A 21,126-nucleotide genomic window follows, 5' to 3' on the forward strand; every position below is an offset into this window, starting at 1 on the left:
GTACGGGCCCGATTGGTTCTACTATCTGATAGCTATGCAGCTATATCCCGACAGAATCGCATCATCATGGTTGCAAGCTGAGCCCTATCGAGAGTAGCCCTTGGAGCCAGATCTCCCGAGTCCATTCCCGTAAGAAGCACAACATGCGTAGCCCATGTCATGGACTGTACCGCCCAATTGGATGTATCTTTATAATCGGGATACGAAGTGAATTTGCTGGAAGAGCAGGCCATGGAAACACCAAGCTTCTCTGCATACCTGTAAAGAATTACAACCATTTCCTCGCGAGTTATCGCACGTTCTGGCTCAAAGATTCCCTCCCCTATACCGGCAAGAACACCATTTTGAGCTGCCCAATTCAAGGGATTGTAATACCAAGCATCCTTCGGAACATCCACCATGAAAGCCTCGGAGCTTTCGACGGGGCTGCCCTCCAAACGATACAGAACCGTAGCTGCCATCGCTCTAGAAGCCTGAGTGAACGGTTCGAAGGTTGCAGGAGTTGTGCCGCTTAGAATGTTGTTGACGTAAGCATAGTAAACGGGACCCGCATACCAAGACTCTGGATCGACATCGTCATATGATGTGTAGTAACGAGCGATTTCCGAGCATTCAGAATCAGTTAATGCGAAGGTATCTACCAACCGGTTTACTCCGTTAGATACATCCTCAACAATTGCTTGATCAAGATACTCTTTTGCGGGGACACCGTCTAGTCGACAAGGCCTACTCATCAATCGAAGCTGAAACTCCGGAGAAGTCCCGTCAACGAAATAATTCAATTCGGTCTTTCTCGCGCCTGCACCAGCCATCAAGATTTCATAGTCTGTATTTGCAAGAATAATTCGGTCAGTTGTGCTGCTTCTTCTTGAATAAGGATAAGCCATGGTAGTGGGCCTAACGTGAGTCCAGCCCTCCATACACCTCAAAACAAGCTCATAATCTTCTTTAATTACTTCAGTGTATTCCTCTTCAGTCTCCCCTTCGACCATGTTTGCACCGTGCCTACCACCGTCGATAAAGTAATGAAGACCGTAGGTATGGGAGCACATATTGATTGTGCCACTTTCCTGCATCTCTTTGATTTCGTTCCACTCACAATATGGATCATCGTCATGGATACGGTCGCCACCAGATTGGACAAAATCCCAACCATCATCAACGCGTTTGCCGATGAGATTAAAATCGGCCTTCATTCGATATTTCGTAAGCAAGGGCCAGCAATGTGTATACACACCCCATGATCCATCATCAATTGAAATAATCAAAGGTTTAGCTGGTAACGGCTTAGATTTGTAAATGAAGTCAATTAAATCTCGAGAAGTTATGGTCGTATAACCTTGTTCTCTAAAGTAGTTCAAGTCCTCTTCGAAATCTTCAGGATGACATGAGTACTTATCATACGTCCAGCCGTTATCAATATCCTGTTCGGAGATAAAGTTATGGTACATGAGAACAGCCACAGGGAAAACCTTGCGAGCGTTCGTACCAGATTTAATAGCAGATGTCTCCCTACTTTTTTGACCTCGAGAATCAAGCTCACGAACCTTGTAATAATAGATATCAGGGTAATCGGCATCGTCGTCTCTATAAGAGTTCGACTCGGAAGATCCTATAATATCGAAAGGCCCGTTCGCGGATTGACTTTTATAGATTTCATAAGAATGGTCAGAACGAGATTCCCAGATAAGCACGAGATTATTGGGATCCTGCCACGTTGCACTTACGCTTTGGGAGAATGCGTCCACTGCAATTGCGGGCTTAGGAAGTGCTGAAGCTAGAGTGGCATAGCCAATTCCGGCAAGCACCGCCCTGCGACGAACTGGGATTTCTTTCATAGTTCTTCTCCTTCCATATTATATTTACGTATCAATGATTACGAAGCGCGCAGCTCGGTTCGGTCGGCGCGTTCCCATACGTTCTTGCGTTTACGATAGCCAACAAGTGCCAGCATGCGGACGACCGCAAGAATGAATCGCATGATGGTGACCTCGAAAATCGACAGGACGACAGCGCGGATGACGTCGGGCACCGTCAGACGCAAGTCCCTCGTCTGGACGCGTGAGAAGAACGCCGTCAGCGACATAACCGCTCCAAAGACCGCGTAGATCATGAAGAACACGATCATGAACGGAACGTTGATGAAATTGAACAGGAACGCGATGATGACCGTCAGGATACCGAACAGCTCGATTACCGGTGACAGAAGCTCATAGATAAGGAAGTACGTATATGAAAGCGTCGCGATGGTGCCGAACTTAAAGTTGGCAAACAGGCGCGCATGCTTCGTCATGACCTCAAATAGACCGGTATGCCAACGCCTACGCTGGCGGATAAGACCGCTGAGGTTCTCGGGAGCCTGGCTCCAGCAGATGGCATCGGGGGCATAACGGATTCGATACGGGATATCGTTGCCGCGGCAGAACACATGCAAGCGTGTGACGAGCTCCATGTCCTCGCCGACGGTCGTCGGGTCGTAGCCACCGATAGCGACGACCATGTCCTTCCTGAACATGCCGAATGCGCCGGAGATGATGAGGTTGCCGTTGAACTGATCGAGCAGGATGCGGGCAGAGAGGAACGAGCGGTCGTACTCGAGCACCTGCATGGCAGGGATGAGCTTGTGCGGCAGCGAGTAGGTCTGGATTCGACCGTCTTTCAGCGTGATGCCGTTTGCGGGACGGATAAGGCCGCCAACGGCGACCACGGTGTCGTCCTCGATGACAGGGGCGACGATCTCGCGCAACGAGTCGCGCTGCAACGCCGAATCGGCATCGATGCAGATGAAGTACGGATACTTGGAGATATTGATACCGGTATTCAATGCATCGGATTTACCGCCGTTCTCCTTGGAGACAAGCGTGATGGGAATGCCGTTGGCCTCCCCCACCCAGATACTCTTGATGGGTTGCGTCTTGATGCGGAGCTGGACCGGTCGCTCCATACGTTCGAGGAGGAACTCCTCGATGACCTTCTCGGCGGTATCATCCGTTGATCCATCGTCGACCACGATGATCTCATACAGCGAGTAATCGAGCTTCAACAGGGACGTTACCGAACTCGCGACGGTAACGCCCTCGTTGTGCGCGGGTACGATGATGCTGATAGGGACAAAGCAGTCCTTTGCGATATGGCTGCGGTACCGGGCCTCATGCTTGCGCTGGTTGAGCAGGGTTGAACCCACTGTTACCGATAGGAACAAGAAGGTTGCGTAGCCGATGAGATAGATGACGAAGAATACGCCGACTGCCCAAAGAAAGCCTTGTACAAATGCTGCAGCGGGACTCATGCGGCACCTCCGATGGAAACGGCGTCTCCCGACGCGGTGGGTTCAGACGATTCCGCCTCAGCCTGCTGCTGGGAACGGCGGCGCTCATTGTATTCTTTGCGCCTCTTTTCCATCTCCCAACGATAAAGCAGCATGTCGCGAGCATATCGGTCGGGGCCGTTGAGCACGTCCGCCAGGTCGGTCTCGAGATTCAGACCGAGCTTATACAGGCTCTGGGCGGCATTGAATCGAACATGGTAGACAGGGCTTCGCAGACAATTCTTGAGAGCGCGGATTGTCTTCGGGCATGGATACGATGCAAGCACAAGAGCCGCAACCGCAGCGTACTCCCAAAGGGCAGCAGAATCGGAGCGCGCAAACCTGAGGAGAGTAGCAAGTGCGGGGTTCCACGGGTTGTGCATGAAGTAGCGAGCGCATGCCAAACGAAGATCAAGTTCCTCATCTTCGTCATCCATGATGTTCTTGATAAAGCGATAGCGATCCTCCGGGGCCCCTTCCTGGCCGATTCGCCTGGAGTCGGAAAGGCGTAGGAAGTTGATGAAGCAGACGCGCATCTGAAGTGAGAACGAATCGAATTCGGAGAGCAGCGCATCCGCGAGGTCGTCGCGATCGCCGGGGTACATGAGCAGCGTCTCGGAGACAAGTCGAGAGCTATGCTCCGACTCGATGCTGTCGAGCACGTGGACGGCACGCGAGATGTCCCTGGGCAAACCGATTTCGACAATCGCCTCAAGAGCATTCTGACGCGTGTACAGCGCATGGGAAGTAATGAAACCGGTGAACGCATCAATAAGTTTAGGATTGCAAGGCCGCGCTCGATACCAGCGCTTCGTGATGGCTGCAAAATATGCCCTACGAAGCTGATCTCCTTTCGAGAAATAAGGTACAAGGTCCTCGAATACCGTTGATATGCCGTTGAGATAATGCTCGGAGGCCTTTGGTGAATCTTTATACAATTGCTCCATCGTGTAGTCGAACGACTCCATACCGGGAAGTCGCCTGAGCTTCTTGCGAAGCATGGCGCGATGCTCATCGGTTGGAAAATCGAGGTTACGAGCAATCTCCTCCTGCAACTCTTTACTGAGATACATCGTCTGCCGAGATAAATACCAGCTACGAATGCTTTCAATCTGAAGATACGACAGATTGAAGATGATCATCATCAGACAGATGATAGCGTAGAAGCCAATGATTACCTGAACACTCATGATTCATCACCTGACACAGCCTCAGCAGCGGCCTTGCGCGCCGCCTCCTCGGCGGCGGCGACTTCCGGACTGTTTTCTGCGAGCAGGGCCTCTGGGCTCACATCGTTAGCCCAAAGCTGCTGCATGATGAAATAGCTTTCCTTAAGGCGCTCGTGGTAGGTAACGGTTTCTCCCCAGCCGACCATCTTCTTGCTGAACAACGAGATGGTGTCATCCCCATCACCAATACCGATATACATGGTGTCGAGCGACATGTTCTCTACACCGTAGTGCTCGTAGTAGTCATCATGAATCTGCATATCCGACGGGTTCGAGAAGTTCAGCAGCTGCCAAGGGATCTTGATCTCGACGAAACCGCCTCCGAAACAAAAATCAGCAAGAGAGTTGTAATCTTTGTTAGCAGGATTAGCGTTGCCGTACGTCAACTTTCCGGTTTCATACGACTTGTAGAAGTACTTATCCGTGACAGGAATCTTGTCATCCGGAACGGCGTTCTTAATGACTGACGTGTCCGTCAACGTCTGGAGCAGCAAATCGATATGCATAAAGTTCGATGAATCGGAAGCCGGGATGTCGATATATGGGTCCTCACCGGTCATCGCACGAAGCTGCATGGCTCGGAGAACTTCGTATCGCTCTTGGACAAGGACACGGCTGTTATTCTTCCCATCGAGAACGATAAGGAAGTCTGCCGCTCTATCAAAGGTGACATGGGGGTTAATGGAAGTTTTCGACCCGCTCTTCTGTGTCGTGTCGATAGGCAGATAGAGCTTGGTGCCCTCGTTTACATCTGAGCCTTCGACCATGAAGTAGATGAACTTCTCATCGTATTTCATCGACAAGGTTCGCCCGTCGGAAGTACCGATGATGTCGTCTTCAGTCCACTCTTCCCTATCCTCATCGACATAGCTTTTGCTGCGATCGTTGCCCGGATCGAAGGACATCAATCCGAAGTACTGCTCATTCGTTTGGTAGTCGCTCCAGAACGGCGTTTCAAGCAGATCGACATTCGCCATGGTGTTCCATGTACGCTTGAACCATTCATCCTGCCAAGCGAACACGCAGCAACCCGAGCAGCCTGCAGTCATAATGTCGTCGTAGCAGCGAACCAGAGCCAAGCCCTGGTCGGACTCGCTCATGCTTCCCTGATTACGGTTTGTGTTTGCGTCTACCTGGGCCGAACCGCGCGCGCTCGGAATTCCGAACTCCGAGATTACCACTGGCATAGTGTGGTAATCGGCAAGAGTCTCAAGATAGGCGAGATACGTGTTGTTGTCACCGTACTTATCAACATAATTGGCGTACTGCGGCAGATACTGTAGATAATCGGGATAGTAGGGATAGATGTGGTACGAAGCGAACATTCCCGAAACGAGAGCATCTTCAGCAACGATGTTCTCCACATCGACCTTCGTGTACTTCTCGAAAAACACCTCGATGGCGCGAGGGTAATCGAAGGGGTCCGTGGTGGCCCAGTTGCTGAAAGCAAGCAGTCGCTGCTCTTTATACCGCGCCGCCTCGTAGTTCAACATGTCGTCGCCGACTTCGGCAAGCATGATCTCGAACGCGCTCGCATCAGACGTGGTGCTGATGTATTTGCCATGGTAGGAGCCAATGAGCTCGTTCGAGTTGTCGGTATAGGCGACAGTCGGTGCTTCCCACTCGACGCCGATGATATAGCCGAGAACCCACTCTGAGACGTCATATACGAACATACCCGATGCCGTAAGTCGGCCGAGCTCAACCCAGCGACGTCCATGAATGACGTCTACGACGGTTCGGCAGTCGGAGATGAAGCGGTCCTTGTAATCGGGATCGAATCCGTCCATATGGGAATTCTGGTTATAGTCGTCAATCCAGACGCCATGAATCAGATAGAGCGGGTCAGGGTTGTCAGTGTTATATTCCAGCAAGGCCTCATAGAATGATGGACTCTGGAGAATGTAGACGCGAACGGTATTCGCGCCCATCTCCTTGATGAGCTTGAACCACCTGAGATACGTATCCTTATCGATAGCATAATCGGTCGCGAAGTGACCCGGGATACCGATGCCCATATCGACGCCGCGAATCTCAAAGTCTTCCCAGCCGTCACCGGTGTTTATCTGGATTGTTTTATCCTCGGTCCGAGACCATGTTTCCAACGGGGCATTAGGATTGAGATCGATCACGATAGTGGTGCCGAAATACAGGAATGCGAGGAACATCGCCACGACCGTCATAACGGCGACCGAAATAATAAATCGTTTCACGGCACCTCCTTAGTGGTTGAATTTCTTAACAGCCGATTCGTGCGAATACTGACGAAGGTTCTCGATGTACCTATCAAGCCAAGCACCACGTGAAGTAATAAATGTCTTAAGATCTGAGACTGCTTCTTCAAAATTCTTTGGGCGTCTAGATTCAGGATCGATGGCGGTATCTTCAGGGGACTCCATCGCCCATCGATTAGCATCTCGCTGAACAGCGGGTCCAAGATAGTCAGCGACTTCATCGATCATTTGGAGCCAACTTTGATCAGACATGACACCTTCACGAAGGTCTCTATATCTGTCAATGACAAGCTTGCAGAACTGCTCATCTTTAAACAGCATATAATACCAATTGCGTTCAATGAGATAAAACTCATTAACAGGGGTTGGGTCTTGGTAGTTATTAAAAGTATTGTCGTAATCCCAAACTGGACCAAGAGTCACAAGGCCACGAATGTCTTTAAATAAGTAAGTGGAATACGCGCTGAAATCATCGTTAATTACAAACTCATTGAGCACGAACAGGTCAACGAAGCTTTCAACGTCAAGAGTTGTCCAATACCCGTATTGGGCAGTATCGTAGTCATATGAATACAGAGCCTTCTCCCAATCGCTAACATCTTGTTCAATGTACCTTCGCTGCGCCTCTGTCAATGTGGTTTCATTAGGATAAATAATATCCAGATAGTTGATAGACCTACGCGTATACAGGAGAAAGTCAGAAATTGTGGTGCTTGATGAGGCTGTTTCGTCAAGCGCAATGATATAGCTGGTTTCAGCTTGATTCGGATCAGATTCATTTATCTCAACACGACCTTCCTCCATCTTGATGGTGGAAACCGCAAGGTAAACGCCCTGATATTCATTATTAAGATAGAGTTCAAAGTATCGTACATCAGGAACATATTCACTCATGTATTGTCCTGCAATATTGTATGCAATATAGTTCCTCATTAACGACTTATCGACCGCTGGTCCATGCAAGGCCCAAGTTTCACTCTCCTGCATTCCCAAGAGGGGTAAGTTGTTGTCAGTCCCGTCTTCATTAATGAGAGTAATTGCAAAATTATGCTTATCAAACAATCGCGAGGAATTGCCTCTGACGCGAATAAGACAGTTGCTAGTCAAGTTAGGTTCATCGGACAGCCTATTCGCTGAACCTTCTGAATCAAATTGTTGTAAAGATGCAACAACCGTATCAGATCCATCAGCAGCAGGTTCAGGGACCGCGATCTTGTTTTCATCACGAATGACACGGCCGTCCGCATCGTACATCGGGCCGCCGGGAATCTTCTGGCCACCGGTGTCAATCGAGATGATGGGTAAATGCGTAGCGAAGGTGGCAGGGTCGGTATTCAGCGACGAGGCAGCAGCCTGATCCTCGGCAGAAAGATCAGAAAGCTGCTGCGACGTCTTATGCTGCAGCACGCGATTCTCGTATTCATTTCGTTCCGCAATCTCCCAGGTCGCGAAATGGGCGAAAACCGCTACGGCGATCAGCGCGAAACTGGAAAGAATGACAATGATACGTGTACGCATATAACCCCTGATATCTTAGCTGCCGATCTCGTCGTTCTGCGCGACGATGTTCACGTAATCGATGTTCTCGAGCTCATACAGACGGTCGGTGAGCGACGGTCCGCCGGGCTTCTGGGCGCGATCGAGTGCGCCCTTGCTGATCTCGTAGATGAGCTCAACGGAATCTTCAGTCGTATTCTTGACGCGCAGCGAAGCCTTGTTGCCGAGATACTCGTAGATACGACCCTGGACCTCGACCTCGCGGATCCGGGCGGCGCGCACGATGATCAGCGTGCGGACGTCATTGCGGATACGACCGAGCAGCAGCATAAGCAAGAACACGACGGCGCTGCCGACGGCAGCGGCCAGGAACTGCGCGACACCGCAGCAGATGCCGCAGATGATCGCCCAGAAGATATAGGTCGTGTCGCGGGCGTCCTTGATGGCAGTGCGGAAACGCACGATGGACAGGGCACCGACCATACCAAGGGACAAAGCGATGCTCGAGCCGATGACCATCATGACGGTGGTGGTCAGAACGGTCAGCGTCACCAGGTTGACGTTGAACTTCTGAGAGTAGATCGTTCCCGCATGGGAAACCCAGTACGAGAAGAAGATGGCGAGGCCCAGGCATGCTGAGATGATCACGCGTAGCGCGGCGTCCTCGAAACCGATTACTGAGGCGGAGCCCTCAAGCAGCTGATAAAGTTCCTGTCTCACGTTGTTTCCTCCCTAGAATTGATAACCCATGGTGATGTCACGGCTCAGACAGTACTTGCTCACTGAAAGCGGTCGCTTTGAGACCGAATTGATGGCGTCTTTGATGTAGCTCAGTAAGAACCCGTTGTACTTGACCTCGAGAATCACGTTGAACGGGTCGAGCACCGGATGCAAGCAGAGATTCTCATCGAACGGGTTGACGTTGGCCTCCGTGGCCCGCACCTCGGTATCGAAGGTAATGCGGATGCGGTTCTCCTTCGCCACAAACGCCTGGCGCTTGTACTCGACGATGGCCTTCGGCTTGTACCCATTGATGGTGATAAGTGAGTACATCTCTGACGCGAAGGTCTCGGGGCGCTGAAGCATCCAGCCCATATCTCCCTTGACCAGGGCCTGAGCCTCTTCACGATTGAGCGGAAGCGAACGCTTCATCTGGTCGTCACCCTGCTTCTGCTTGCATTCGAGCAGGGCGAAATCGCCTGCAGGATCGTACAGGCGCAGACGCACCTTACGGCGCGGATCGGTACCGAAGAGCTTCTCGACAAAATCCCGATCGTGCAGCGTGTCGAAGTACAGCGAGCGGATGCGGTACCCGCAGGAGCCGTTGTGCTCGTCTTCCTGCATGATGGCACCGAGCCGCCGCCTCAGCTTGACCGCGGTGACGGGATCGATGAGAAATTTCTTTTCCTGTCGCGTTACCTGGCGCAACGTCACTCCCCTATCCGGGGATCCGTTCAGGAGGTGCAACAAAGGGAGCATGCAGCCGATGCATGCCCGCAAATGACTTAATTGTCCGTGCATTCGGAGTTGGGCGCTTGGTCAGGGGTGCCGTCCCGCAACCTAGCGTACCTTGAGACTCCTGAAGGGAACCCGACCTATCCTTCCTCACATTTACCGTTGTACCTATAAAATATAGCATTGGTTGAGCGCCCTCACACCAGATATGGGGACAATTTAAGTTTCAAACCCCATCGCTTGAGGGATACTATGTTGGTATCCCTGCCCATTCCGGCTTTCGTTGCCAAAAGAGATGCTTTCATGAAAGTTTCGGACTACATATTCAGTTTCCCGTTCGCACGCCTGAAGACCTACTTCCGTGAGGCGCGCGATGAGATCGTCGAGGCGAACCTGAGCTATCTTCGGTTCGCCTCGACGGCCACCTTGGTCCTGCTTATCCTGAACCTCTTCCTGGCGTCTCGCCTTATCCGAAACTGGACGCCGAGCGTATACCATATCGCGTTTCTGCCGGCCATGCTCGTGTTCAGCATCGTCACTTGGTTGCTGAAGAATAAGCGGGGCCTCTCGTCACGCGCCATCATGGTGCTCACCGTGGTGTTCGAGGTCGTCCTGTATGGATTCGTCATCGCTATCGACACGATCGGCTCCCCCGATGCGCCGAGCATCTTCGTGCAGCTGGTCTGCGTGGCGCTTCCCGCCGTTTTCATCCTGCCGCCGTGGATCTCATACGGCCTTGTGGGGTGCGCTGAGCTCGCCTGCTTCATCATGACGCACTTCAAGAACCCCTTTATCGCGCAGTACGACGTCTTCCAGCTGTTCGTGGGGCTGCTGTTCTCCATCTGCGTATCTCAGCTCGTGATGAGCTACAGGCTCGACACCTATGACATGAGGGCGAAGTACGAGGGCCTGAGTGTGCGCGATACGCTGTCCAACCTGTACAACAAGCGCGCGTTCTACGAGAAGGCGCATGCGTACCTGGAGCGCACGAACCCCTCCTCCACCTGCGCGATCGCGTTTATCGACCTCGACGACTTCAAGGCCGTGAACGACACGCTGGGCCACCGTGCGGGCGACGAGATCTTGATCGGCATGGGCAATATCCTAAGCGAGCTGTTCCGCCCGAACGACATCATCTGCCGGTTCGGCGGCGACGAGTTCCTGATCCTGTTGGATGGACTCGTCGATGAGCGGATCATCCGGCGCCGCTTCAGCTTGGTGCTCGACCGGTTCGCCATGAAGAGCCGGGAGCTCGCGGGCAGAAAGCTCACCTGCAGCGTCGGCGTCGTGTGCGCCGAGAACATCGACGTGAAGCTCGACAACATGGTCGCCATGGCGGATATCGCCCTCTACGAGGCGAAGCACGCCGGCAAGAACAACATCGTCATCACCTGGACCACGTCGCTTTCCAACTAGCGATCATTCGGGGACGGAGTAAATCTGATCACAGCAGCGCTGTGATCAGATTTACTCCGTCCCCGAATGATCAGCCCAGGGCCCCTCTGTGGGGCCCTGGGCGAAAAGGGGGAAGGCTAGCGCTTCAGCTTCGCGTGGGCGGCGGCGAGACGCGCCACGGGCACGCGGTAGGGTGAGCAGGACACGTAGTCCACGCCGGCCACGTTGAAGAACTTCTCGATGGACGCCGGGTCACCGCCGTGCTCGCCGCACACGCCGAAGTGCATATCGGGGTTCGCCGCACGGCCCTTCTCCACCGCCATGCGGACGAGCTCGAGAACCGCGTCGTCGATCGTCTCGAAGGGGTTGGCCTTGAGGATCTTGCGGTGCAGGTAGATGGGGATGAACTTCGCCTCGGCATCGTCGCGGGAGAACCCGAACGCCGTCTGCGTGAGGTCGTTGGTGCCGAAGCAGAAGAAGTCGGCGTGGCGGGCGATATCGTCGGCAACCAGGCAGGCGCGCGGAAGCTCCAGCATGGTGCCGACCGGGATGTCGAGCTTGACGCCGCAATCCCGCTCGACCTCTGCGATCACCTGTTCGATGATCTCACGCGTCTGCACGTGCTCTTCGGTGATGGCGACCAGCGGGACCATGATCTCGGGCCGCGGATCATAGCCATCCTTGATGAGCTGAGCCGTGGCCGTCGTGATCGCGCGCACCTGCATGAGCGGCAGATCGGGATACACGACGGACAGGCGAACGCCGCGAAGGCCCAGCATGGGGTTAGACTCCGACATGGCGTCGATTCGACGCAGACGGTCGCGAAGAGCGGCCAGCTCCGCCTCATCGGCTCCATCGGATTCGCGCTTGGCTATCGAGATCTCAAGCGCGCGCGGATCATCAAGGAACTCATGCAGGGGCGGGTCGATGAGTCGGATGACCATCGGGCGCCCGCTCATCGTCTTGAGCATCTGGACGAAGTCCTCCGTCTGCACGCGCAGCAGCTCCTGGAGCGCCTCGGCGCGCTCGGCATCATCATCGGAGAGGATGTAGGTCTGGATGATGTTCTTCCGATCTCCGAGGAACATGTGCTCGGTGCGGCACAGGCCGATGGCCTCGGCACCGAAATCGAGCGCGAGCTTGGCATCTGCGGGGTTGTCGGCGTTGACGCGAACATGGCAGGGACGTCCGCCATCCTCGGACAGGCGAATCTCGTCCGCCCACGCGAGAATTGTCTCGAGGTCTCCGGTCATCTCCGCGGAGACCAAGGGAACGGCCCCGGCAACGACGATACCCGTCGCGCCGTCGATGGAGATGGTGTCGCCCTCATGCAGCACGATTTCCGTGCCGGAGACGCGAACCTCCTTCTTTGCGGCATCAATCTGGAACGCCTCGACACCGCAGACGCACGGCGTGCCCATGCCGCGCGCGATGACGGCGGCGTGGCTCGTCTTCCCGCCATGGCTCGTGAGGATGCCCTCGGCCGCCACCATGCCCTTGAGATCGTCGGGATTGGTCTCCCAGCGCACGAGCACGACGGGATGTCCCTCGGCAGCGCGGGCGACGGCATCATCGGAAGAGAAGACGATCTCGCCCACGGCGGCACCGGGGCTTGCGTTCAGGCCGCGCGCCAGGATGTCGAGCTCGGCGCTCGCATCGAACTGCGGGTGCAGCAGCTGATCGAGCTGCGCGGGATCGACGCGCCCGACAGCCTCCTCGCGCGTGATGAGCCCCTCGTCGACCATGTCGATGGCGATCTTGAGGGCAGCGGTCGCCGTGCGCTTGCCGACACGGGTCTGGAGCATCCACAGGCGCCCCTGCTCGATGGTGAACTCGATGTCGCACATGTCGCGGTAATGGTTCTCCAAGACCGTGAAGACGCGCTCGAGCTCCGTACCCGCCTGCTCGAGGCCTTCAACCGTCTTCAGGTCGGAGATGGGCTCGGTGTTCCGGATGCCTGCCACGACATCCTCGCCTTGAGCGTTGACAAGGAAGTCTCCGTAGAACTCACGTGCCCCGTTGGCGGGATTGCGCGTGAAAGCGACACCGGTCGCAGAGGTCGCTCCCTTGTTGCCAAACACCATGACCTGGACGTTGACGGCCGTGCCGAGGTCGTCGGGGATGCCGTTTTGCTTGCGGTAGAGGATGGCGCGCTCGTTCATCCAGCTGCCGAAGACGGCCTGGATCGCCAGGCGGAGCTGCAAAGCGGGATCTGCCGGGAAGACGATCTGGCCGTCGACGAGGAGCTCCGGATGGTCGGTCGCGTCCACATGCTCGGAGAAGATCTGCTTGAACTCGGCGACGAGCTCTTCGAGATCCGCGGCGGAAAGCTCGGCATCGCTTCGTACCCCTGAGATGAGCTTCTTCTGCGTGATGGCGTTCTCGAACAGCTCGGCATCGACGCCGAGCACGACATCGGAGAACATCTGGATGAAGCGGCGATAGGAGTCCCAGGCGAAGCGCGGGTTTTCGGTCTGCGCGATGAGACCCTGGACGGATGCATCGTTGAGTCCGAGGTTGAGGACCGTGTCCATCATGCCGGGCATGGAGAACGGCGCGCCGGAACGGACGGAAACCAGCAAGGGGTCGGCCGGATCGCCCAGGCGCTTGCCCATGCGGCGCTCGAGATCCGCCTCCGCCTCGGCGATCTCATCGAGAGCGCCCTCCGGCCACGTGTTGCCGGCAGTTGAATACTCCACGCAGGTCTGGCAGGTGATGGTGAATCCCGGAGGCACGGGGAGCCCGATGCGGGCCATTTCGGCCAGGTTGGCGCCCTTGCCGCCTAGGATGTAATTCATGCTTGAGGAGCCCTCGGTCACATCGCGTCCATGCTCGTCCGTGCCAAAGCGATAGATCCGCTGCTGTGCGCTCACGATAATCCCCTTTCTCGCGTACCCCCGTACGCACTATCGTGGTAACTGCCGGACGCCCATCCGCATCCGGTACCGGATATCCTAGCCGTTCGAGGGGCTGCGCAATACGGCACGACGCACGTTTAGCCAACTGCGTAACTGGTTTAGTACCAGTCGATAACGGTAAAAGGTTTAAGCATGGAGTCTTAGTATGTGTACCATGGTGATACCATGCAGCGATTGTTTCACAATGGTTTCCGTACCTTCCCAGGCAATGCAAATCAGGGGACGTACCTGTTTCTTGCATACATGCAAGAAACAGGTACGTCCCCTGATTTGCATGCATGATGGTTAACGGTTGCGGCGTTTCGCTCGGGCTTCCTGGACCGCTTCCAGGTGCCCGATGATCTCGGCGGCGGATTCCTCGATCGCCTTGTTGTCCGTTCTAACGACAAAGCAGCCGAGGCGCTTCATGAGTGCCCGTGCCTCCTCAAGCTCATGCGCGATGGCCTCTGGGTCCGCATAAGACGAAGCGACGGCCCGGGTCATGTTGTCACCGAGCCGGCTGTCGCGGATGCTCGCGATGACATCGGTCGTCGACAGCAACCCGAACAGCCTCATGGGGTCGACGGCGTAGATCGAAGACGGCGGCTCCATACCGTGCGCCAAAGGGATGTTCGCGACCTTGTAGCCCTGGAACGCGAGGTACATGGACAGCGGCGTCTTCGAGGTCCTGGAAACGCCGAGCAGCACGATGTCGGCATCAGAGAGATCCTCGGCTCCGCGACCATCATCATGTTCGACGAAATACTCCATCGCCTCGATGCGATGGAAGTAGCGCTCGTCGGTCCGATGTATGGTGCCGGGGGTACCGGCGGGATCCATGCCGAGCAGATCGGAGATGGTGTTGAGCGCCGATCCCAGCAAGTCGACCGATGGCACCCCGAGATGCTGGAGGGTGAAGGCGAGGTTGTCTCGCAGGCCAGGGTCGACGATCGTATAGAAGACGGCTATGGGCTCACCCGAAGCGATACATGGCGCGATATAGCGTTCAACCTGGCCGATGTCCGAAACTTTGGGTAGACGGGCGATCCGTATCGATCCTTCGGGAAATTGGCCCGCTGCGGCGAGCACCATCTCGCAGGCGGTGTCTCCGAGCGAGTCGGAGATGACGTGGACGGTGACGGATCTCGTCGGCTCTGTTCCCATGGCGCTTCCTTTCCGAAAACCAGTGGACCACCAGTATCGCACGGCCGGAAAGAAAAACGCGGCGGACACCCGCGAAGGGTATCCGCCGCGCTGGGAGGATTCGTGCCGAGGCGCTTACTTCTTCTTGGCAAGCGCGCCCATGTCGGCGATGTCGGTGAAGACGGCCTCGAAGCGGTTCAGCAGGCGCAGGCGGTTCTCGCGGAGGGCCTGGTCGTCATCCATGACCATGACGTCATCGAAGAAGCGGTCGATGGGCTCACGCAGAGCGGCGAGCCCGGAGATGACCTCCTTGAAGTCCTTGTTGCCCAAGGCGATTCGAACGTACTCGAGCGCAGCGTCGGTGGCATGCATGAGCGTGCGCTCGGCATCGCCCATGATGGACTCGTCGACATCGATGCCAAGGTCCGAGTCGGCGAGGTGGCTTGCACGCGCGTACGCGGTGGCAAGGTTCTCGAACGTATCGGGATCGCTCTCGCGCGCGTTCTCAAGCTCATGGGCCAGGGCGAAGTAGTCGACAGGCGCCGACACGGATCCGGCGGAAACCGCGGCGACCGTATCGGGGGCGATCTTCTCGTCACGAGCCATCTGCTCCATACGGCCCTTAATGAAGGCGCACACGGCGGCGCAGACGGCGTCCTTGTCGAAGGCGAGGCCCTGTTCGGCGTAGGCGTCGAGCGCGGGGCCCACAAGCTCCTCGTAGCCGCAATGCAGGCGCTCGCGGAGGATGTTCAGGATACCGATGGCACTGCGGCGCAGGGCGAAGGGGTCCTTGGAACCGGTCGGCGGCTCGTCGATGGCGAACATGCCTACGATGGTGTCGAGCTTGTCGGCCACGGCTACGATGCAGCCCGCGATGCCCTCGGGCAGGTCGTCGCCGGCGAAGCGGGGGCGGTAGTGGTCACGGATGGCGGAAGCGACCTCATCGCTCTCCCCTGCGGCCTTGGCGTAATAGCCTCCCATGACGCCCTGCTGGCTAGTGAACTCGACGACTGCGGAGCTGACGAGGTCGGCCTTGGCGAGATGGGCGGCGCGCTGGGCGTCGGATGCCGCATGGGCCCCGATGTGGGCCGCGCTGGCGATGGCGAGCGCAAGATCCTCCATGCGCTCCGATTTCTGCAGGACGCTGCCGAGCTTCTCCTGGAAGGCCACGTTCGCGAGGCGCGCGCGGAACTCCTCCATCGGAACCTTGAGGTCCTCGTCGTAGAAGAACTTCGCGTCGTACAGGCGGGCGCGGACCACGCGCTCGTTGCCGTCGACGATGCGCTCGGCGTTCTCGGGCCGGCCGTTGCCGACGACGACGAACTCGCGCGTCAGCTGGCCCTGCGCATCGTAGATGGGGAAATAACGCTGGTTGGACAGCATGGACTCGCAGATGATCTCGTGCGGGACGTGCAGGAACTCCTCGTCGAAGGTGCCGACGAGCACGGTCGGCCACTCGCAGAGGTTCACGACCTCGTCGAACACCTTCTTGGGCATGTCGACGCGCGCTCCCCCGCGCTCGGACTCGATGGCCCGGACGCCCTCGAGGATGACCTCGCGGCGGCGCTCCTCGGACAGCACGCCGTTCTCCTCGAGCACCCGCTCGTAGGACTCGGGATTCAAGACGACGTGGTCACCGGGGCCGAGCACGCGATGGCCGCGCGTCGTGTTGCCGCTCTTCACGTCGGCGTAGCTCACCGGGACGACCTCGTCGCCCAGCAGGGCGCAGATCCAGCGGATGGGCCGCACGAACGTCTCGTGGGTGGAGCCCCAACGCTGGCTGCGGTAGTTCGGCCACTCAAGGTCGGAGATGATGGAGCGGCAGAGATCGGAGAGCAGCGGCAGGGCCGGCGCGGCGGGAATGTCCTTCTCGGCGAAGACGTACTCGCGGCCGTCGGTGTCGACGCGGCGCGCGAGCTCAGAGGCGGCCAGCCCGCACTTGCGGGCGAAGCCCTCGGCGGCCTTCGTGGGGTTGCCGTCCGCGTCGAAGGCGATGTTGGCGGCAGGGCCGCGCTTGACCTCGTGGATGGCCTCGGTCTCGGTCGCGACGGTGGTGAGGATGGCGAGGCGGCGGGGCGACGAGATGACGCGGATGTCGCCGTGTGCGAGCCCGGCTCCGTCAAGCCCGGAGGCAGCCAGCTTGGGAAGCTGCTTGACCGCGTTCATAAGCGGCGCCGAGGGCATTTCCTCGGTGCCGATCTCGAACAGGAAACTGCGGGTTTCAGCCATGTTAGGCGACCTCCCCTTCCGTAGTGTCGGCGCCGGCGACCTCGGCGAGGTACGCCTCGCAGCAGGCCTTGGCGACCGTGCGAACGCGCAGGATGTAGTTTGCGCGCTCGACGGCGGACAGCGCGCCGCGCGCATCGAGGATGTTGAACGCATGGCTGCACTTCATGACGCAGTCATAGGCCGGAAGCGGGAGCTTGGCCTCAAGGCAGCTGTGGCACTCGCGCTCGTAATCATCGAACTTCTCGCGCATCATCTCGACGTTGGCGACCTCGAAGTTGTATGCAGAGAACTCACGCTCGTTCTCGAGGAAGACGTCGCCGTAGGTCATGGGCGTGCCGTCGGGCAGATAGCTCCAGACCAGGTCGTAGACCGAGGTGACGTTTTGGACGTACATCGCCAAGCGCTCGAGACCGTAGGTGATCTCGACGGGAACGGGATCGACTTCGATACCGCCGACCTGCTGGAAGTACGTGAACTGCGTGACCTCCATGCCGTTCAGCCAGACTTCCCAGCCGAGGCCCCAGGCGCCGAGCGTCGGGCTCTCCCAGTCGTCCTCGACGAAGCGGACGTCATGGTCCGCAGGATCGATGCCGATGGCCTTCAGGGAGTCCAGATAGAGCTCCTGGGAGTTGGCGGGACTCGGCTTGATGAGGACCTGGAACTGATAGTAGTGCTGCATGCGGTTGGGGTTCTCGCCGTAGCGGCCGTCAGCGGGACGGCGGCAGGGCTGCGCATAGCAGGTGCGCCACGGCTTGGGACCGAGGCTGCGCAGCGTCGTTGCGGTGTGGAACGTGCCGGCACCGACCTCGGAATCGTAGGGCTGCATGATGACGCAGCCATGGCTTCCCCAGTACTGCTGGAGACGGAGGATAATCTCCTGGAAGGAGAGGGCGGAATTTTCCATCCTTACATTCCCCTCGACGATACTGTTCATACGGTCAAGATGATAGCTTATACGCCTGGCTGTAGATGGAAAAATAGGAGCTGGCACCTTATTCCCACGCGTTCGGGTTCTAAGGCGGAGCCGATCAACGGTACCGTCCTTCCTTCTATGGGGCCGGAAGGCCACCGGATGCCTGCGCCCCCGAGGAAAGTGGCTGAAAATTTCTGTTTTGCTGTAAGCAGGCTCAGCTGAAGTCGTTCGTTCTGGCCGTAATGCCCACATTGGCCGCTTATGACGAGGGCGCCATGACTCAGAATGACTCATATGCGGCATCGGCAAAGGGTAGGATGGCCCCAACGACGGGTTTCAGGCCCGATCGCACGGCATCGCTACAGCAAAATAGAAATATCTAGCCACTTTTGCCCGAAGGAGGGATCTACGCGGGGCGGGCAATCGCTGCGCATCGTGGGGCCAGGCCTCTGTGGCAAAGCTCGATCACCGCCTTTACCAGGCCACCCGCTAACAGGGCCCAGTAACAGTACCCCGAACTGCGAGAGAGGGCCGTTCAAGGGGCCCTCTCTCGCAGTTCGGGGTACTGTTACTGGGTACCGTTGCCGGGTAATCCCATAGATTTACCGATGGCCGGGGCACATCGGAGCATTAATCAACAGTTCTACAGGGTGCCGATGCGGTTGAGCGGCCAATAGCGGAAGACGACGACACCGATGACCTCGCTTTGCTCAACGGGCCCGAAATACCGGGAATCGGCGGAGTTCTCGCGGTTGTCCCCCATCACCCAGATGCAGCCGTCGGGCACCGTATAAGGATAGGACAGCTGGACGCCCTCCGCCTGGCTTGCGAGCGGGTAGGACGAACCCTGCGTGTAGGACTCGTCGAGCTGCTGCCCATCGACGTACACGCGCCCCTCGATCAAATCGACGGTCTGGCCCGCCGTCGCGATGACGCGCTTGACGAGGATGTCGTGGTCCGAGCTCGCATCGGGGTTCGAGAACACGATGATCTCACCGGGCTGCGGCATCTGGCCGAGCTCGGTGGTGACCTTTTGCGCAAAGACCTGGTCGCCGATCTCGATCGTGTTCTCCATCGATCCGGTGGGGACCATATAGGGCTCGATGACAAACGTGCGGACGAGCATCCACGCTGCGAGCGCGATCGCGAATACGACGACCCATTCGATGATGTCGCGGACTGTTGAGTTGGCGTGCGGTGTCACGAGCGCTCCCTACTCGGTAGATGTTGGTGCTTTCGCACTATGATAGCGTTCGATGCACTCCTGCGCGAAAGCGCGTTCCTTGTCAGTGAGGCCGGCGCCTTCGATGAGGTCGGGACGCCACCGACAGGTGCGCTCGATCGCGTTCGCGCGTCGCCATGCGTTGACCTTGGCGTGGTCTCCCGAGAGGAGCACGTCGGGAACGCCCTTGCCGCGGAAGTCGGCGGGCCTGGTGTACTGGGCGTACTCCAAAAGACCGCCCTCGACGCCGCCCGAGAACGATTCGTCGACGTTGGACATCTCGTCACCCAGCGCACCGGGAAGCAGGCGCACGACGGCGTCGGCGACGACCATGGCGGCGAGCTCGCCGCCGGTCAGCACGTAGTCGCCGATCGAAATCCGCTCGTCGGCATAATCGTAGGCCCGCTCGTCCATCCCCTCGTAGCGGCCGCAGACGAGCAGGATGCGATCGTGTGCGGCCAGGCGCTCGGCGGTGCGCTGCGTGAACGGCTCGCCGCAGGGCGTGAAGAAGATCGTATGGGGATGAGGCCCCGTCGATGCGATGTCCTCGATGGCCTCAGCGAGGGGCTCGACCTTCATGAGCATGCCCTGTCCCCCGCCGTAGGGCTCGTCATCGACGGTGCGATGGCGGTCGTGCGTCCAATCGCGCAGGTTGTACGCCTCGAACTCGAAAATGCCCGCCCGGCGGGCGCGGCCCAGGATGGAGGTCGACATGACGGGCTCGAACATCTCGGGGAACACCGAGAGGGTCTCTATGCGCATGGGTCGTCCTTTGCCAGGGGTGCGTCGGAGTCGATCAGGCCGTCCATGATGCGCACGGAGATAGAACCCGTATCGGGAAGGCCGACGATGACATCTTCGATGGCGGGGATGAGCACTTCCCCATAGCGACCGCCTTGAACGACCCACACGTCGTTCGCGGGCGTCTCCATGACCTCGCTCAGCGTACCGAGCTCTCCGTAGCGCTCGTCGACAACGGGGCGTCCCACAAGGTCGTCAAACGCGCGGTCGAGCAGCCCGAGGTCCAAGTCGTCCTCACGGGCGAGCACGTAGCAGCCGGCAACCCCCTCCGCAGCGTCCAGGTCGTCGATGCCCGAGAACTTCGCGAGGCCGGATACCTCGTCGGCCTTCTCGATCGTGCAGAACCTGTCGCGCTTGAGCGCGGGCGGGGTAAGGGCGACGGTCATATGTTCATGTAAAAGGAAGGGAAGGCCCCGCAGAGCTTCTACGGAAACCTCCCCCTTGATGCCGTGCGGAGATACCACACGGGCGATGTTCCTATATGCGGTCGTCAAGGTTATCCCAGGACCTCCACCTCAACCGACGTGCCCAGTCGCGCTGCAAGAGCACGGGCGAGCGTGCGGATGGCCTTGATGGTGCGACCGTGACGGCCGATGACCTTGGCGACGTCATCGGTGGCTACGGAGACCTCGATGGTCGAGGATGCCTCACCGTCAATAACCTCAAGGCTGACAGCATCGGCGTCATCGACGATGTTGACAACAAGGTACTCGACCAGATCTGCGATGCGGTCGGAGATCATCTCCTCGCCCTCGAGATCTGTCATCTCATCGTCGATGCGCTCAGTGAGCTGATCGGACAATG

The 21,126-nt window shown here is 57.5% G+C and carries 16 protein-coding genes; 1 reads left to right on the top strand and 15 read right to left on the bottom strand.

The features are described 5' to 3' along the window. Positions 1-32 precede the first annotated feature (32 nt). The 7 genes from B5F74_RS00525 to B5F74_RS00555 form a co-directional block, all read right to left on the bottom strand. The gene (locus tag B5F74_RS00525) at positions 33-1,838 is read right to left on the bottom strand and encodes an S-layer homology domain-containing protein (RefSeq protein WP_087199138.1); all 1,806 of its coding nucleotides are present in this window, start codon (positions 1,836-1,838) and stop codon (positions 33-35) included. A 38-nt stretch (positions 1,839-1,876) separates the two neighbouring features. Next, positions 1,877-3,184 (bottom strand): glycosyltransferase family 2 protein, encoded by a 1,308-nt coding sequence (locus B5F74_RS00530; RefSeq protein WP_204212367.1) that lies wholly within the window; start codon positions 3,182-3,184, stop codon positions 1,877-1,879. A gap of 101 nt (positions 3,185-3,285) precedes the next feature. Continuing rightward, positions 3,286-4,497: a hypothetical protein gene (locus tag B5F74_RS00535; protein ID WP_087199140.1), complete on the bottom strand. Its 1,212-nt coding sequence runs from the start codon at positions 4,495-4,497 to the stop codon at positions 3,286-3,288. Then, the gene (locus B5F74_RS00540; RefSeq protein WP_187119127.1) at positions 4,494-6,749 is read right to left on the bottom strand and encodes a hypothetical protein; all 2,256 of its coding nucleotides are present in this window, start codon (positions 6,747-6,749) and stop codon (positions 4,494-4,496) included. The genes B5F74_RS00535 and B5F74_RS00540 overlap by 4 nt, the downstream gene beginning before the upstream one ends. Before the next feature lie 9 nt (positions 6,750-6,758). After that, complete coding sequence (locus tag B5F74_RS00545) at positions 6,759-8,288, bottom strand: CotH kinase family protein (protein ID WP_087199142.1); 1,530 nt, start codon at positions 8,286-8,288, stop codon at positions 6,759-6,761. A gap of 15 nt (positions 8,289-8,303) precedes the next feature. Continuing rightward, a complete protein-coding gene (locus B5F74_RS00550) occupies positions 8,304-8,987 on the bottom strand; it encodes a DUF4956 domain-containing protein (protein WP_066832162.1) in 684 nt (227 codons plus the stop codon). Between the two features lie 12 nt (positions 8,988-8,999). Further along, positions 9,000-9,695: a polyphosphate polymerase domain-containing protein gene (locus tag B5F74_RS00555; protein WP_087199144.1), complete on the bottom strand. Its 696-nt coding sequence runs from the start codon at positions 9,693-9,695 to the stop codon at positions 9,000-9,002. Positions 9,696-10,025: 330 nt separating this feature from the next. Between B5F74_RS00555 and B5F74_RS00560 the strand changes: the two genes are divergently transcribed. Next, entirely contained in the window at positions 10,026-11,138 is a 1,113-nt protein-coding gene (locus B5F74_RS00560; RefSeq protein WP_066832172.1) for a GGDEF domain-containing protein, read from the top strand. 116 nt (positions 11,139-11,254) lie between these two features. On the opposite strand, the gene ppdK is transcribed toward B5F74_RS00560, so the two are convergent. The 8 genes from ppdK to B5F74_RS00600 all read right to left on the bottom strand — a co-directional run bounded on the left by ppdK (position 11,255) and on the right by B5F74_RS00600 (position 21,124). Continuing rightward, entirely contained in the window at positions 11,255-13,990 is a 2,736-nt protein-coding gene (gene ppdK / locus B5F74_RS00565; RefSeq protein ID WP_087199145.1) for a pyruvate, phosphate dikinase, read from the bottom strand. 330 nt (positions 13,991-14,320) lie between these two features. Beyond that, positions 14,321-15,178, bottom strand: coding sequence for a pyruvate, water dikinase regulatory protein (locus B5F74_RS00570; RefSeq protein WP_087199147.1), 858 nt, complete (start codon positions 15,176-15,178; stop codon positions 14,321-14,323). A 114-nt stretch (positions 15,179-15,292) separates the two neighbouring features. Beyond that, positions 15,293-17,386 (bottom strand): glycine--tRNA ligase subunit beta, encoded by a 2,094-nt coding sequence (gene glyS / locus B5F74_RS00575; protein ID WP_087199149.1) that lies wholly within the window; start codon positions 17,384-17,386, stop codon positions 15,293-15,295. A gap of 1 nt (position 17,387) precedes the next feature. Then, on the bottom strand, positions 17,388-18,290 hold the full coding sequence (locus B5F74_RS00580; RefSeq protein WP_087199150.1) for a glycine--tRNA ligase subunit alpha: 903 nt from the start codon (positions 18,288-18,290) through the stop codon (positions 17,388-17,390). A gap of 652 nt (positions 18,291-18,942) precedes the next feature. Then, positions 18,943-19,503, bottom strand: a complete 561-nt coding sequence (lepB, locus tag B5F74_RS00585; protein ID WP_087199152.1) for a signal peptidase I — start codon at positions 19,501-19,503, stop codon at positions 18,943-18,945. Positions 19,504-19,512: 9 nt separating this feature from the next. Further along, positions 19,513-20,283, bottom strand: a complete 771-nt coding sequence (trmD, locus tag B5F74_RS00590) for a tRNA (guanosine(37)-N1)-methyltransferase TrmD (RefSeq protein WP_087199154.1) — start codon at positions 20,281-20,283, stop codon at positions 19,513-19,515. Continuing rightward, complete coding sequence (gene rimM / locus B5F74_RS00595) at positions 20,274-20,786, bottom strand: ribosome maturation factor RimM (RefSeq protein WP_239283298.1); 513 nt, start codon at positions 20,784-20,786, stop codon at positions 20,274-20,276. Before rimM ends, trmD begins: the two co-directional genes overlap by 10 nt. 32 nt (positions 20,787-20,818) lie before the next feature. Further along, positions 20,819-21,124 carry a KH domain-containing protein gene (locus tag B5F74_RS00600; protein WP_229254255.1) on the bottom strand — a complete coding sequence of 102 codons (306 nt, stop codon included), beginning with the start codon at positions 21,122-21,124 and terminating at the stop codon, positions 20,819-20,821. Between the last annotated feature and the right edge of the window lie 2 nt (positions 21,125-21,126).

The organism is Collinsella sp. An271 (assembly GCF_002159695.1).
In the GTDB taxonomy this organism is placed as follows: Bacteria; Actinomycetota; Coriobacteriia; order Coriobacteriales; family Coriobacteriaceae; genus Collinsella; species Collinsella ihumii.

Bases quoted from the DNA above. Each gene is read 5' to 3' on its own strand.
- B5F74_RS00545 (WP_087199142.1), bottom strand. From the start codon at position 8,288: ATGCGTACACGTATCATTGTCATTCTTTCCAGTTTCGCGCTGATCGCC.
- B5F74_RS00560 (WP_066832172.1), top strand. From the start codon at position 10,026: ATGAAAGTTTCGGACTACATATTCAGTTTCCCGTTCGCACGCCTGAAG.
- trmD (WP_087199154.1), bottom strand. From the start codon at position 20,283: ATGCGCATAGAGACCCTCTCGGTGTTCCCCGAGATGTTCGAGCCCGTC.
- B5F74_RS00535 (WP_087199140.1), bottom strand. From the start codon at position 4,497: ATGAGTGTTCAGGTAATCATTGGCTTCTACGCTATCATCTGTCTGATG.
- glyS (WP_087199149.1), bottom strand. From the start codon at position 17,386: ATGGCTGAAACCCGCAGTTTCCTGTTCGAGATCGGCACCGAGGAAATG.
- B5F74_RS00570 (WP_087199147.1), bottom strand. From the start codon at position 15,178: ATGGGAACAGAGCCGACGAGATCCGTCACCGTCCACGTCATCTCCGAC.
- B5F74_RS00580 (WP_087199150.1), bottom strand. From the start codon at position 18,290: ATGGAAAATTCCGCCCTCTCCTTCCAGGAGATTATCCTCCGTCTCCAG.
- B5F74_RS00525 (WP_087199138.1), bottom strand. From the start codon at position 1,838: ATGAAAGAAATCCCAGTTCGTCGCAGGGCGGTGCTTGCCGGAATTGGC.